Annotated in this window: 17 protein-coding genes; 10 read left to right on the top strand and 7 right to left on the bottom strand. The window is 56.0% G+C overall.

Annotated features, from left to right (window positions below; all coding sequences use genetic code 11):
* The first annotated feature begins 14 nt into the window (after nucleotides 1-14).
* The gene (rlmB, locus tag HF679_RS16235) at nucleotides 15-746 is read left to right on the top strand and encodes a 23S rRNA (guanosine(2251)-2'-O)-methyltransferase RlmB (protein ID WP_123757853.1); all 732 of its coding nucleotides are present in this window, start codon (nucleotides 15-17) and stop codon (nucleotides 744-746) included.
* Nucleotides 747-877: 131 nt separating this feature from the next.
* Nucleotides 878-2,515 (top strand): isovaleryl-CoA dehydrogenase, encoded by a 1,638-nt coding sequence (locus HF679_RS16230; RefSeq protein WP_154145060.1) that lies wholly within the window; start codon nucleotides 878-880, stop codon nucleotides 2,513-2,515.
* Here HF679_RS16230 and yjfN read toward each other — a convergent pair.
* On the bottom strand, nucleotides 2,506-2,781 hold the full coding sequence (yjfN, locus tag HF679_RS16225; RefSeq protein ID WP_174509889.1) for a DUF1471 family protease activator YjfN: 276 nt from the start codon (nucleotides 2,779-2,781) through the stop codon (nucleotides 2,506-2,508). The two genes, HF679_RS16230 and yjfN, sit on opposite strands and share 10 nt — an antisense overlap.
* Before the next feature lie 137 nt (nucleotides 2,782-2,918).
* Complete coding sequence (gene bsmA, locus HF679_RS16220) at nucleotides 2,919-3,227, bottom strand: biofilm peroxide resistance protein BsmA (RefSeq protein ID WP_222618205.1); 309 nt, start codon at nucleotides 3,225-3,227, stop codon at nucleotides 2,919-2,921.
* Nucleotides 3,228-3,436: 209 nt separating this feature from the next.
* Between bsmA and yjfP the strand changes: the two genes are divergently transcribed.
* Entirely contained in the window at nucleotides 3,437-4,144 is a 708-nt protein-coding gene (yjfP, locus tag HF679_RS16215; protein WP_123757857.1) for an esterase, read from the top strand.
* Nucleotides 4,145-4,209: 65 nt separating this feature from the next.
* Here yjfP and HF679_RS16210 read toward each other — a convergent pair whose 3' ends face one another.
* Nucleotides 4,210-5,403 carry an MFS transporter gene (locus HF679_RS16210; RefSeq protein WP_123757858.1) on the bottom strand — a complete coding sequence of 398 codons (1,194 nt, stop codon included), beginning with the start codon at nucleotides 5,401-5,403 and terminating at the stop codon, nucleotides 4,210-4,212.
* Nucleotides 5,404-5,541: 138 nt separating this feature from the next.
* Complete coding sequence (locus tag HF679_RS16205) at nucleotides 5,542-5,817, bottom strand: DUF1471 domain-containing protein (RefSeq protein WP_123757859.1); 276 nt, start codon at nucleotides 5,815-5,817, stop codon at nucleotides 5,542-5,544.
* Between the two features lie 347 nt (nucleotides 5,818-6,164).
* On the opposite strand from HF679_RS16205, the gene rpsF reads away from it, so the two are divergent.
* The 5 genes from rpsF to HF679_RS16180 all read left to right on the top strand — a co-directional run bounded on the left by rpsF (nucleotide 6,165) and on the right by HF679_RS16180 (nucleotide 8,704).
* The gene (gene rpsF, locus HF679_RS16200; RefSeq protein ID WP_004098001.1) at nucleotides 6,165-6,560 is read left to right on the top strand and encodes a 30S ribosomal protein S6; all 396 of its coding nucleotides are present in this window, start codon (nucleotides 6,165-6,167) and stop codon (nucleotides 6,558-6,560) included.
* A gap of 5 nt (nucleotides 6,561-6,565) precedes the next feature.
* On the top strand, nucleotides 6,566-6,880 hold the full coding sequence (priB, locus tag HF679_RS16195) for a primosomal replication protein N (protein ID WP_041143726.1): 315 nt from the start codon (nucleotides 6,566-6,568) through the stop codon (nucleotides 6,878-6,880).
* Nucleotides 6,881-6,884: 4 nt separating this feature from the next.
* On the top strand, nucleotides 6,885-7,112 hold the full coding sequence (gene rpsR, locus HF679_RS16190; RefSeq protein WP_002210155.1) for a 30S ribosomal protein S18: 228 nt from the start codon (nucleotides 6,885-6,887) through the stop codon (nucleotides 7,110-7,112).
* A gap of 39 nt (nucleotides 7,113-7,151) precedes the next feature.
* Nucleotides 7,152-7,601, top strand: coding sequence for a 50S ribosomal protein L9 (gene rplI / locus HF679_RS16185; protein ID WP_041143727.1), 450 nt, complete (start codon nucleotides 7,152-7,154; stop codon nucleotides 7,599-7,601).
* Between the two features lie 152 nt (nucleotides 7,602-7,753).
* A complete protein-coding gene (locus HF679_RS16180) occupies nucleotides 7,754-8,704 on the top strand; it encodes a DMT family transporter (protein WP_123757860.1) in 951 nt (316 codons plus the stop codon).
* 33 nt (nucleotides 8,705-8,737) lie between these two features.
* On the opposite strand, the gene HF679_RS16175 is transcribed toward HF679_RS16180, so the two are convergent.
* Nucleotides 8,738-9,412, bottom strand: coding sequence for a LysM-like peptidoglycan-binding domain-containing protein (locus HF679_RS16175; RefSeq protein WP_187042223.1), 675 nt, complete (start codon nucleotides 9,410-9,412; stop codon nucleotides 8,738-8,740).
* Between the two features lie 328 nt (nucleotides 9,413-9,740).
* Between HF679_RS16175 and fklB the strand changes: the two genes are divergently transcribed.
* Together fklB and cycA are read left to right on the top strand one after the other, a co-directional pair.
* Nucleotides 9,741-10,361 (top strand): FKBP-type peptidyl-prolyl cis-trans isomerase, encoded by a 621-nt coding sequence (gene fklB / locus HF679_RS16170; protein WP_123757862.1) that lies wholly within the window; start codon nucleotides 9,741-9,743, stop codon nucleotides 10,359-10,361.
* A 306-nt stretch (nucleotides 10,362-10,667) separates the two neighbouring features.
* On the top strand, nucleotides 10,668-12,071 hold the full coding sequence (gene cycA / locus HF679_RS16165) for a D-serine/D-alanine/glycine transporter (RefSeq protein WP_123757863.1): 1,404 nt from the start codon (nucleotides 10,668-10,670) through the stop codon (nucleotides 12,069-12,071).
* Nucleotides 12,072-12,194: 123 nt separating this feature from the next.
* Here cycA and ytfE read toward each other — a convergent pair whose 3' ends face one another.
* A complete protein-coding gene (gene ytfE, locus HF679_RS16160) occupies nucleotides 12,195-12,857 on the bottom strand; it encodes an iron-sulfur cluster repair protein YtfE (protein WP_123757864.1) in 663 nt (220 codons plus the stop codon).
* An 82-nt stretch (nucleotides 12,858-12,939) separates the two neighbouring features.
* Nucleotides 12,940-13,914 carry a DMT family transporter gene (locus HF679_RS16155; RefSeq protein ID WP_123757865.1) on the bottom strand — a complete coding sequence of 325 codons (975 nt, stop codon included), beginning with the start codon at nucleotides 13,912-13,914 and terminating at the stop codon, nucleotides 12,940-12,942.
* Nucleotides 13,915-13,975: the final 61 nt, after the last annotated feature.

The following is a 13,975-nucleotide window of genomic DNA, read 5'->3' as shown; positions in this document are numbered from 1 at the left end:
TAACGAGTACATCAATGAGTGAAATGATTTACGGCATCCACGCGGTGCAGGCCCTGCTTGAACGCGCTCCAGAGCGTTTTCAGGAAGTTTATATTCTGAAAGGCCGTGAAGATAAACGTCTGCTGCCGTTGATTCACGCCCTGGAAGCGCAGGGTGTGGTGATTCAGGTCGCTAACCGTCAGTTCCTTGACGAGAAAAGCGAAGGGGCAGTACATCAGGGGATCATCGCCCGCGTGAAACCGGGACGGCAGTACCAGGAGAACGATCTGCCTGACCTGCTGGCCTCCCTCGATCAGCCGTTCCTGCTGATTCTGGATGGCGTCACCGACCCGCACAACCTGGGCGCCTGCCTGCGTAGCGCGGATGCCGCCGGCGTTCATGCGGTGATTGTGCCGAGAGACCGCTCTGCACAGCTCAACGCAACGGCGAAAAAAGTTGCCTGTGGCGCGGCAGAGAATGTCCCGCTTATCCGCGTGACAAACCTGGCACGCACCATGCGTTTGCTGCAGGAAGAGAACGTCTGGATCGTCGGGACCGCCGGTGAAGCTGACCACACGCTGTTCCAGAGCAAAATGACCGGCCCGATGGCGCTGGTGATGGGCGCAGAAGGCGAAGGCATGCGTCGTCTGACCCGCGAACATTGCGATGAGCTGATCAGCATCCCGATGGCCGGCAGCGTTTCTTCCCTGAACGTCTCGGTGGCGACCGGTATTTGCCTGTTTGAAGCGGTGCGCCAGCGTAGCTAAACACCTTGTTTCGCTAAGCGCAAAAATGCAAAACCATCCCTCGGGATGGTTTTTTTGTGACTGCTTTCGCGGGCGAGGTTGGTTCAGGGTGACCATACTTAATGGCAACGCCATTGAGGGAGGGAAACACCATGCACTGGCAGACGCACACCGTCTTTAATCAACCCACGCCGCTGTGCAATAGCAACCTGTTCCTGTCGGATACCGCCCTGCGCGAAGCGGTAGGGCGCGAAGGTGCGGGATGGGATAGCGATTTACTGGCCAGTATCGGCCAGCAGTTGGGGACCGCGGAATCGCTGGAGCTGGGGAGGCTGGCGAACAGCAATCCGCCGGAGCTGCTACGCTACGATGCCAGCGGCAACCGGCTGGATGATGTCCGTTTTCACCCTGCCTGGCACCTGTTGATGCAGGGGCTTTGCGCAAACCAGGTCCATAATCTCGCCTGGCAGGACGAGGCCCGCAGCGGGGCGTTTGTCGCGCGTGCCGCCCGCTTTTTGCTCCACGCTCAGGTGGAGGCAGGGACATTGTGCCCGATAACCATGACCTTCGCCGCCACACCGCTGTTGCAGCGCGCGGTGCCTGAACCGTTCAGCGACTGGCTGTCACCGCTGCTAAGCGACCGCTACGATCCGCACCTTGCCCCAGGCCAGCAGAAACGCGGGGTGTTAATTGGCATGGGAATGACGGAAAAGCAGGGGGGATCTGACGTTCTGATTAACACCACCCGGGCAGAAAAAACGGCGGAAGGTTTTTACCTTCTGACCGGACATAAGTGGTTTTTCTCGGTTCCGCAAAGCGATGCGCATCTGGTGCTGGCCCAGGCGCCGGAAGGTCTCTCCTGCTTTTTCGTGCCCCGCTTGCTTCCCGACGGGCAGCGTAATGCGCTGCACCTCGAACGGCTAAAAGATAAGCTGGGGAATCGCGCTAACGCCAGCAGCGAAGTGGAGCTGTTTGAGGCCCATGGCTGGCTGATTGGCGATGAAGGCGATGGTGTGCGGCAGATCCTGAAAATGGGCGGCCTGACCCGTTTCGATTGTGCGCTGGGTAGCCACGCCTTAATGCGCCGGGCGTACTCGGTCGCGCTGTACCATGCGCTGCAACGCCAGGCCTTCGGTAAATACCTGGTCGATCAGCCGATGATGCGCCAGGTGCTGGGTCAGATGGCGCTGCGTCTGGAAGGGCAAACCGCCTTTATGTTCCGCCTGGCGCGGGCGTGGGATCGCCGTGATGATGTTAACGAGGTGCTGTGGGCCCGGTTGTGGACGCCGGCGGCGAAATTTGCCATCTGTAAAGCCGGGATGCCGTTTGTTGCGGAGGCGATGGAGGTGCTGGGCGGCATTGGCTACTGCGAAGAGAGTGAGCTACCGCGTCTGTATCGCGAGATGCCGGTCAACAGCATCTGGGAAGGCTCCGGTAATATTATGTGCCTGGATGTGATGCGGGTGTTGAGCAAGCATCCGGCGGCGCTGGAGCTGCTGGCGGCAGAGTGTGCCGAGGTGAAAGGGCAGAATCGTCACTTTGACCGTGCCTGGCGGCAGCTGCAGCAGCTGTTACGGCGTCCCGCTGAAGAGCAGGGCAGAGAGATTACCCGTCTGGTTTATATGCTCGGTGTCGGGGCGCAGATGCTGCGTTACGCCTCACCGCCGCTGGCGGAAGCCTGGTGTCGGATGATGCTCGACACGCGCGGCGGTATGCGTCTGGATGCGCCGACGCTGGACGATTTATTGCTACGTGCGATGGGACGTGGGCGCCAGGCGCCTCAGGCGTAGAGAATCGCCTGTACCCGCCAGTTATCCGGCTGCTGCTCTTCGTACATCTGTACGATGCGGTACCACGACGCGCCTTGCTCATCGGCCTTCACGGCGATGGCATGTTCAACGTCCTGCTGGCTGCCGGCAATGTTATTCACGGAAATCAGGCCAATTTCATTCAGGCCAGTGACGCAATCCGCACTAGCGAATTCCGCTGATTGTGCCGTGGTGTTGGCAGTTGCTGCGCTCAGCAGCAGACTGGGTAGGGTAAAAGATCGTTTCATCGTCAGCTCCATTTCACGTAGTCCTGAGGGCAGTCCGTTGCTAACGTTCTGCCAGGGTATGGCTGGCTGAACGTTATTATGCACAGGAGAACGTGAATGGATGCAAAGCAGTGTAAATCTGGGTTAAATTTTAACCGTTACTTACGGTATAAAATCGCCTGCGAATACCACTGGCCGGGAACCATGGTGTCATCAATCATAATGATGACGTAGTAATCCGCTTTCGCTGTCTCTGCTTTGACTTTTAGCGCAGCTTCTACATCCATCGGTGAGCCATACAGTAAGACGCTCACTGTTCCTATCTTCTGTAGACCCTGCGTCTGATTACGCTGGATCTCTTGCGGATGGTCGGTTGCGGGTGGCGGCGCTTCTGGCGTTCCCTGTAGGGCACTACAGCCAGTTAAGGCGAGAACCAGTAACCACGGTGTAAACCTACGCATAACCATATCTCGTTTCCTGATAGTCATAGTGTAGTGGTAGCCTGAATGTCATTTCCGGGGAATGTTCCCGAAGTGTTATCTCGAACGCGAATTTCGAATGAAAATATCGTGAAAGCGTAATCTGGTTCTCAACATTATGAATCACCGTGAACCTGGTTTCCTGGTGAATATGTCGCTTCCGGGCATGTCACCCCTTGAGTGAAAGGAGATGGTCAATGATTGCTCTTGAAGTACGTCACCTCGCGGGGGGAGAAGTGCTGCACGCCTGCCCGCAGGATGCGCTGGATAAACCGTTGCCCTGCATCATATTTTATCATGGTTTTACCTCCTCGAAGTGGGTATATAGCTACTTCGCCGTGGCGCTGGCGGAGGCCGGTTTTCGGGTGATCATGCCCGATGCCGCGGAGCATGGTGCGCGTTACGATGGGGATGAAGGCGGGCGGATGCAGCGTTTCTGGCCGATTCTGCTGCACAGCTTTCGCGAGTTTCCTGCGCTGCGCGAAGCGGTTTTCGCACAAGGTTGGGTCGAGGGTGAACGGTTGGGTGTCGGTGGGGCGTCGATGGGCGGAATGGCGGCGCTGGGGATCATGACCCATCATCGGGAGCTGAAAAGCGTGGCCTGTCTGATGGGCTCCGGCTATTTTACCTCGCTCTCGCAGAGCCTGTTTCCGTCTCCGGAATTCGATGTTGAGCAGCTTGCAGAATGGGACGTTGACCACGATCTCAGCGCGGTGGCTGACAGACCGCTGCTGCTATGGCACGGTGAGGAGGACGATATTGTGCCCCCTGAAGGGACGTTCCGCCTGCAGCAGGCGCTACAGGACAGTGCGGATCTGACCTGCGTCTGGCAGCACGGCGTGGGCCACCGGATCACGCCGGAAGCGCTAACGGCAACGGTGGCGTTTTTCCAGCGTCATCTGTAAACGGCAATCACCTGAAAGCCGATCCTCAAAGTGCTTGAGGATCGCTTTCTGTCCTGGCGTCCGGCTTAGTTTTGCTGGTAAGCGGATGGCATACAGCGCATGCCAATCAGCGTCAGGACGCAGATTATCGCGCCGGCGTAAAACGTCGAGGCGGCGCCAAAAACTTCCCACAGCACCCCGGCTCCGGCGCTCGCCAGCAGCAGCGCGATGCCGCTCATCAGGTTGAACATCCCGAAGGCGGTGCCGCGCAACTCCGGCGGAGCAGTATGTGCCACCATCGCCGCCAGCAGACCCTGCGTCATCCCCATATGAATGCCCCACAGCGCGACGCCCGCAAGAAGCGTGCTCCAGTGGCCGCTGAGCGCCAGTACGATATCGGCGGCGATCAGCACCAGCAGGCCCCATTGCAGCATTTTGCTGTGGCTCATGCTGTCCGATAACTTACCGAATGGATAGGCGGTCAGGCTGTAAACCAGATTCATCGCGACCATCACCAACGGGATGGCGAACAACGGGATTTCCATCTGCTGGGCGCGCAGAACCAGAAAGGCTTCGCTGAAGCGGGCGAGGGTAAAGATTGAGCCGATCGCCACCACCCACCAGTAGGCGGCGGACAGCTTTTTTAGATTCTCGCGGCGCAGGGGATTCGTGCGTTTTTGGGCGACCGGCGTTTTTGGCTCTTTTAACCCAAAGCCCAGTAACGCGATAGAGAGCGCGGCGGGGATCACTGCGACCCAGAAAATAGACTGGAAATCGTTATCCCACAGGAACATCAGCGCGACGGCAAGCAGCGGCCCCAGAAACGCGCCAATGGTATCCAGCGCCTGACGCAGCCCGTAGGCGGCGCCGCGGATTTCCGGCGGCGTGACGTCGGCGACCAGCGCATCCCTTGGCGCTCCACGGATGCCTTTGCCGACACGGTCGATCATCCGGGCGCTAAACACCACGCCGGAGGTGGGAGCTATGGCGAAAAGCGGCTTGCTCAGCGCCCCCAGGCCGTAGCCGAGTAGCGCCAGCCCTTTGCGTTTGCCCACATAATCGCTGATGACGCCGGAAAAGACTTTTAGCATCAGCGCGGTGGCTTCAGCAACGCCTTCGATAATTCCGATAATAATGACGCTGGCCCCCAGGGTAGTGGCCATAAACAGCGGGAGCAGGCTGTGGATCATCTCTGATGACACATCCATCAGCAAGCTAACGCCACCAAGAACCCACACGCCTTTGGGGATACGACTTAGCGTGGCAAAACGCGAAACCATGAATGACTCCGGATAATCATGCGATTAAAAGGGGATTAAATCAGGTTACGGTGATGCTGATAAGTCATAAATAAAATAATTATCAATCGCATTAAGACTTCGCCCTTGTGGTCGGGCGAAGTCAACGATTCAGAGGGGTTAGCGGTAAATCGCCGCTTCTGCGTGTATCAGACCGTTGCTTTCCGGTTCGTGAATCAGGATTGGCTGGAAGTATTTTGCGCCTCGCGCATCGCTCAACTGATTCAGAGCCTGATCGGCTTCTTGTTCAGTCGCCATATTATGGTTGATATAGATAACGCCAAGGCTCTGCACATCGTCCATATTCCGTGCCTGGCGCCCATCGATCTTGATGGCTGCCTGCGCGCTCGCGCTCAGTAAGACAGCAGCCAATGCAGCAATGATGATGTTTTTCATACTCTACGCTCCTGACGTTCTGTCGGCCATGCTGGCGTTAATCCGGGGTCCTCTTGGGTTATCGATGGCTTTGACTTAAGTGTAATCTCTGGCTGTCGCGGCATCGCGACCATTTCTGATGGAGTTGTTCAAAAAAACGTCGCTACCGTTGTTGATTAATTTTAAATCACTGACTTAATACGGCTTTGCGGATAGTGCGAATTATTTGCGCAATTTGCTTGTCTTAATTGGCTTTCGTACGTATTATGACGCGTCAATTTTTCAGCCGCCCTTTAACCACGTTCCTTGCCTCCATGGGCCGCGGCTGACCCAGACAGGAGGCTGAATAATCCGTAAGGAGCAATTCGATGCGTCATTACGAAATCGTTTTTATGGTCCATCCTGACCAGAGCGAACAGGTTCCGGGTATGATCGAACGTTACACTGGTGCAATCACTGCAGCAGAAGGTACGATCCACCGTCTGGAAGACTGGGGCCGCCGTCAGCTGGCTTACCCGATCAACAAACTGCACAAAGCTCACTACGTTCTGCTGAACGTTGAAGCCCCGCAGGAAGCGATCGATGAGCTGGAAACAAACTTCCGCTTCAACGACGCCGTTATCCGCAGCATGGTAATGCGTACTAAGCACGCTGTTACCGAAGCATCTCCGATGGTTAAAGCGAAAGACGAGCGCCGTGAGCGTCGCGAAGATTTCGCAAACGAAACCGCAGATGATTCCGAAGCTGGGGATTCTGAAGAGTAATCCTGATGACCAATCGTCTGGAGCTGTCCGGCATTATATGCAGGACGCCAATTCGTAAGGTCAGCCCGTCAGGAATTCCACACTGCCAGTTCGTGCTTGAGCATCGTTCAGTGCAGGAGGAAGCCGGTTTTCACCGGCAGGCATGGTGCCAAATGCCCGTTATTATTAGCGGACACCAAAACCAGGCCATTACTCACAGTATAACGGTCGGTAGTGCAGTAATCGTTCGGGGGTTCATTTCTTGCCACAAGGCAAAGAACGGCCTGAGCAAAATGGTTCTGCATGCCGAGCAGATTGAATTGATAGATTCTGGAGACTAGCCAAATGGCACGTTATTTCCGTCGTCGCAAGTTCTGCCGTTTCACCGCGGAAGGCGTTGTAGAGATTGATTACAAAGACATCGCTACGCTGAAAAACTACATTACCGAAAGCGGTAAAATTGTCCCGAGCCGTATCACCGGTACTCGTGCAAAATACCAGCGTCAGCTGGCTCGCTGCATCAAGCGCGCTCGCTACCTGTCCCTGCTGCCATACACTGATCGTCATCAGTAATCGGCCGCCGTCTATTAACGACTTTAAGAGGATAAGGTAATGCAAGTTATTCTGCTTGATAAAGTAGCAAACCTGGGTAGCCTGGGTGATCAGGTTAACGTTAAAGCGGGTTATGCTCGTAACTTCCTGGTACCGCAGGGTAAAGCTGTTCCTGCTACCAAGAAAAACGTTGAATTCTTCGAAGCGCGCCGCGCAGAACTGGAAGCTAAACTGGCTGACGTCCTGGCTGCTGCTAACGCACGTGCTGAAGCAATCAATGCACTGGGCAACGTTACCATCGCGTCTAAATCAGGCGACGAAGGTAAACTGTTCGGTTCCATCGGTACCCGCGACATCGCTGACGCTGTAACTGCAGCTGGCGTTGCCGTCGCTAAGAGCGAAGTTCGTCTGCCGAACGGCGTTCTGCGCACCACCGGTGAGCACGAAGTGGACTTCCAGGTTCACAGCGAAGTATTCGCGAAACTGGTTGTAAACGTTGTAGCTGAGTAATTTATTACTGAGTTCGCGTCGAGACGCCGGCCTTGTGCCGGCGTTTTGCTTTTCTGCATCACGTCTTTGAACAATCTTTTCCTTGTATGGTGGCTATTCCGCGTGCTTTCTGGATAATAAAATAAAACGCTATTTTATTTTTGGTGACGCGAATGGATGCCCCCTCAGTTTTTTCCCGTAAGAAAGTGGCTTACGCCTGTGCAACCCTGTGTTGTTTATTATGGGGAAGCTCTTATCCGGCAATAAAAAGCGGCTATGAACTGTTTCATATCGCCACCGATGATGTGCCGTCAAAACTGGTCTTTGCAGGTTACCGTTTCCTGTTTGCCGGGTTGCTGTTGCTGCTCTTTGCCCTGGCACAACGAAAACCGGTTGCGCGCCTGAATCCCCGGCAATGTGCACAGCTGGCGATACTTGGCGTAACGCAAACCTCCCTGCAGTACATTTTCTTCTACATCGGGCTGGCGTTTACCACCGGCGTGAAGGGCTCGATCATGAACGCCACCGGGACCTTCTTTAGCGTCTTGCTGGCGCACTTTATCTATCAGAACGACAAACTGAGCTACAACAAAGCCATCGGCTGTATTCTCGGCTTTACCGGCGTGATGCTGGTGAACTTTAGCCATTCGCTGAGCGATTTTAGCTTTGTCTGGCAGGGGGACGGTTTTGTGGTGCTGGCGGCGTTTATTCTGTCGGCGGCGACACTCTACGGAAAGCGTATTTCACAAACGGTCGATCCCACGGTGATGACCGGCTGGCAGCTGGCGTTTGGCGGTCTGGTGTTGCTGGTTGGGGGTTACTTCACCGGTGGCGAGTTGGTTATCCACAGCACCACGGCGCTGCTGGTGCTCGCCTATCTGACGCTACTCTCTTCGGTGGCTTTTGCAGTGTGGAGCGTATTACTCAAGCACAATCGCGTCAGTATGATTGCGCCGTTTAACTTTGTGATCCCGGTTGCCGGAACCGTGCTGTCAGCGATTTTCCTCGGTGAGAACATCTTTGAGATCAAATATGTGATTGCGCTGGTGCTGGTTTGTGTCGGGATTCGGTGGGTAAACAGAGAAGGGACGCCGCGCGTCAAAAAATCCAGGCAGGCCGGGTGACACACCCGGCTATGCCACATGCTTTAGCGCGCGTTATCGTGCGCGGATAAAGCTGCCATTCGCCTGGCGGGTGAACAGCACCTGCTGCCCGCTGCCGGTATCAATCGTCAGACCCGTCACCACACCGTTGGCATTCTGGCGAATCTGCACCGTCTGCCCGGTTTGCAGCGAACTTAACGGCTTACCCGCGCCTTCGACCTGGGCCATGGCGTAGACGTCAGTCGGCGGAAGATTATGGTCGCGGAACAGCTGAGCCAGGGTTTTACCGGCTTCGATGCGGTAGGTGCGCCACTGTTGCTCAATCCCCGGCGCGGATTGCTGTTGTTGTTGCTGCTGCTGTGGCTGAGAGTAGGCCTGGCTTTGACTCTGGCCCTGGTCCATCGGCTCATCCTGAACAGGCTCAGGCGCCACCGGGGCCATTTGGTCGGCATCATTGACCGTAGGCGTGTTGGTAATAGGCGGCAGCGGCATGCCCTGCTGGGCCGACTGCGGCTGGGACTGTGATTGCAGGTCGATACTGGCTTCGCGGCTATTTTGCATTGGGCTGCTGCTATCCTCTGAAGGCAGCAGTATGCCGATAATCACCAGCAACGCGCCGGCAATAATGCCCCGACGATGCATTGGCGGCAGCGGATCCATGATGCGAATATGATCCGGGGCGTGCCAGATCTTCGCCAGGGTAGGTGTGATATCAAAGCGCCCGGGCATGGCTTTCCTCCTGCTCCGCATATTTTTATCCTGCTCAGTAGAGTATAGATGGCTAACTTCCTGATGGCCGAGACAAAGATATGTTTCGTGAGGTTAACCTGATATCTCCTATTGTTTCTGTTTCCCTTAGATTTGTCATCATCTCCGCGACAAAGTTTTACCCGTCGTGCTATGGCTGATATGCTTCCCACCACTTTATACCCGTCATACTTCAGGTTGCAGGCGCGTTGGCTGCACTCGAATTATCCAGGGTATCTATTCCGGCTTTTTCCGCTGCTGTCGCATGAAGCCGTGGAGTATGAAACTCTCACCCAACAAAGGAACAAAGATGGCAACCCCGACTTTTGACACGATTGAAGCGCAGGCAAGTTATGGTATTGGCTTGCAGGTTGGACAACAGCTGAGCGAATCTGGCCTGCAGGGGCTGCTGCCGGAAGCACTGGTTGCCGGCATTGCTGATGCGCTGGAAGGCAATCAGCCGCAGGTGCCGGTGGAAGCCGTTCACCGCGCGCTGCGTGAAATTCACGAGCGTGCTGATGCAGTGCGTCGCGAACGTTTCCAGGAAATGGCGGCTGATGGCCAGAAATACCTGGATGAAAACCGCGAGCGTGAAGGTGTGAACAGCACCGAATCCGGTCTGCAGTTCCGCGTTCTGACCCAGGGCGAAGGCGCGATCCCGGCACGTACCGACCGCGTACGCGTGCATTACACCGGTAAACTGATCGACGGTACCGTGTTTGACAGCTCTGTGGCGCGCGGCGAACCGGCTGAATTCCCGGTAACCGGCGTTATCGGCGGCTGGATTGAAGCGCTGACCCTGATGCCGGTCGGTTCCAAATGGGAACTGACTATTCCGCACGAGCTGGCCTATGGCGAGCGCGGTGCTGGTGCATCCATTCCTCCGTTCAGCACCCTGATTTTTGAAGTTGAACTGCTGGATATTATCTAAACAGCAGGGGCTTCCTCTCCCGTTTGGGGGAGGAAGCGACTAAAAATAGCGAAAAAAACTTAAGTTGAGAGTTTGCTGGTGTTTTATATTGCTCGCTCGCGTTTTAGGTGTATTTTTGTGAGCTGTTTCGCGTGACTGGGGTGATATAACACTCACTTTAAACATATATTTAACATTATATCTAAATCATAGTATTCATCCCTCCGATTCTTACCTAATATCGATAAGCCCATTTTCAGGGCAATAGCGAATGACGGGCCATCAGAGCCTGAACAACACAGACAGGTACAACAGGAAGAAAATCACATGGTAGATCAGGTTAAAGTCGCTGCCGCAGAGCAGGCTCCGACTGAACAATCGCTACGGCGAAATCTCACGAATCGACATATCCAGCTTATTGCTATCGGTGGCGCCATTGGTACCGGGCTGTTTATGGGCTCCGGCAAAACCATCAGCCTTGCCGGTCCATCCATCATTTTTGTTTATATGATCATCGGCTTTATGCTGTTTTTCGTTATGCGTGCCATGGGCGAATTACTGCTGTCGAACCTCGAATATAAATCATTCAGCGATTTTGCCGCCGACCTGCTGGGGCCGTGGGCAGGGTATTTTACCGGCTGGACCTATTGGTTCTGTTGGGTCGTGACCGGGATGGCCGACGTGGTGGCCATTACCGCCTACGCCCAGTTCTGGTTCCCCGGGCTGTCCGACTGGGTGGCCTCGCTGGCGGTTATCCTGCTGCTGCTGAGCCTTAACCTGGCCACCGTGAAAATGTTCGGTGAAATGGAGTTCTGGTTCGCGATGATCAAAATCGTCGCTATCGTGGGGCTGATTGTTGTCGGCCTGGTGATGGTGATGATGCATTTCAAATCGCCGACCGGTGTTGAGGCGTCGTTTGCCCATCTGTGGAATGACGGCGGCTGGTTCCCGAAAGGCATCAGCGGGTTCTTTGCCGGCTTCCAGATCGCGGTCTTTGCGTTTGTCGGTATTGAGCTGGTGGGCACCACCGCTGCGGAAACCAAAGATCCGGAGAAATCTCTGCCGCGCGCGATTAACTCTATCCCGCTGCGTATCATCATGTTCTACGTCTTCGCGCTGATCGTGATTATGTCGGTGACGCCGTGGAGCTCCGTGGTACCGAGCAAGAGCCCGTTCGTCGAGCTGTTTGTGCTGGTGGGCCTGCCGGCTGCCGCCAGCCTGATTAACTTTGTGGTGCTGACATCGGCCGCTTCTTCGGCCAACAGCGGCGTGTTCTCGACCAGCCGTATGCTGTTCGGTCTGGCGCAGGATGGTCAGGCGCCGTCGATGTTTGCCAAGCTGTCGAAGCGTGCGGTACCGGCGAAAGGGCTGACCTTCTCCTGCATGTGCCTGCTGGGCGGTGTGGTGATGCTGATGGTTAACCCGAGCGTGATTGCTGCGTTCACCATGATTACCACGGTGTCGGCGATCCTGTTTATGTTCGTCTGGACCATTATCCTCTGCTCCTATCTGGTCTACCGCAAAAAGCGTCCGCAGCTGCATGAGCAGTCGAAATACAAGATGCCGCTGGGCAAACTGATGTGCTGGGTTTGTATGGCCTTCTTCGTCTTCGTTCTGGTACTGCTGACGCTGGAAGCGGACACTCGCGAAGCGCTGATTGTGACGCCGCTGTGGTTCGTTCTGCTGGCGGTGGGTTGGTTCTTTGCCGGTAAGAAGCGTCTGGCGAAATAAAAATCTTCGGCAGAGATTTTTAACGTTGCTTGCAACGGCCCGTAGGGAGACGGGCATAAAAAAGGCCACTGCGGTGGCCAATAAGACTGACACTGTCGAGGGCGCCTGCGGGCGCCTTTTTTGTTAGTTTCCGGCGAGGGCGCGCGGGAACAGCACGTTGTTCTCCAGGCTGATGTGTTCCATCAGATCGTCAATCAGTTCATTAATGCCGTTGTACATCGCTTTCCAGGTGGTGCAGGCTTCCGGCGGCGGCGTCACATTGTTGGTGACGTGCTTAATCACCTCCAGCAGCTCACCCGCTTCGTCGTGTTCGCTTTCCATGACGCTGACAGGCCCTGCGGCTTGCGTCCCCATGCCCTGCTTAATCATCGGGAACAGGATCTGTTCCTCTTTCATCATGTGGCTGGAGAGCTCCTGGTGCAGCATGGTCAGGTATTTTGTCAGGCCGACGGGCACGTTGGGTTTGTCAGCATGCACACGCTCAACTTTGGTGGCCTGCAGGATAAGCTCCGGCAGTTGCTCGCGGTGGCGGTCGTGGTAACGCACGATAATGTGGTCGATGATTTCCGCATACGGCACGACACGCCAGTCGCGTTCTACCGGTGTTTCTGCCAGCTGCGCCAGCTCGGCTTCAATCACCGCGACGTCCAGGTCTTTGCGCGTTGCCGCGCGATCCAGCGTCTGCTTGCCGCCGCAGCAGTAGTCCATGTCATATTTACGGAATAACGCGGAGGCGCGCGGGATAGTCAGCGCCAGTTCGCCTAAAGGTTGGTCACGAAAAGCCATAGCGGATACCTCGTCTTTAAAAATATAAGATGCATATTAAATGCATCTTATAGATAAAGGAATACCCCTTTAGGATACCAGGCTATTTTTTATGCCCGCAGACCGGCTCCAGCACCGGCAATTTTTGTGGTCGGGAGCGCACCGCGTAGACCACGCCGATCACCAGCAGCAGAATGCCGCTCAGGGTCAGCAGCGGCGGCATGCTTTGCCGCAGCAGGAAGGTATACAGCAGGCCGGCCAGCGTTTCGAAGACGATCAGCGGCCCGAGGATCACCGTAGGAAGCTTCTGGCTGGCGATGTTCCAGCACAAGGCGCCCACCCACGAACAGAGCACGGCAATAGCCAGCATCAGCGTCACGAAAAGCACCGGCCGCGGGCCGAAGGGAAGCGGGAAGTCGGCCTGTTGAGCCTGCAACCACCCACAGGCAACCAGATAGCCCGCCAGCGAAACCGGTAAGGTCACCAGCGCCTGCGCCGTCGCCCACATCATCGGATGCTTGTCCGGGTTTTCCCGCAGCCAGCGGGCATTACGTAAGGCGTACCACGCCCAGCAGGCCACGGAGATCAACGCCAGCCCAATGCCGGAACCATAGCGCCAGACGCTGAAGTTGGGCAGGCCCTGGCGAAGTTCAGCGATGTTGACGCATACCAGGCCGATGGCAATGCAGGAGAGCGCCGGGAACAGGCGTCGCCACGGCAGTTTGCCATCACGCTGGCTATAGAGCAGGTTTGCCATCACCGGCAGCACCACCGGCAGCGTGCCGATAATCATGGTCGATACCGGCGCGCCGGTGCGCTGGATGGCGCTGGCAAGGCAGACGTAATAGATAAGATTGCCCATCATGGTCAGCCCCAGCGCCGTCCACCAGTCTCGTCCCGACAGCTGACGCAGTCGCGCGCGACCCAGCCAGGCCAGCGGCAGCGCAATCAGCCCCAGCGCCAGATAGCGCCCCATCGATTGCAGCACCGCCGGGTATTCCGGGATCAGCACCGGGCCGACAAAGATCAGTCCCCACATCAGCCCTGCCAACAGGGCATACAACACACCGCTAATCATCACATCATCCGCACTCGTTTCAGTTGGCGTAAAGTGTAGAAGAGGGTGGGGCGGAAATATT

Source organism: Enterobacter sp. JUb54, from assembly GCF_014298075.1.
GTDB classification, from domain to species: Bacteria; Pseudomonadota; Gammaproteobacteria; order Enterobacterales; family Enterobacteriaceae; genus Klebsiella; species Klebsiella lignicola.
Note: the sequence above shows the minus strand (reverse complement) of the source record. Positions and strands in the feature narration are given on the sequence as shown.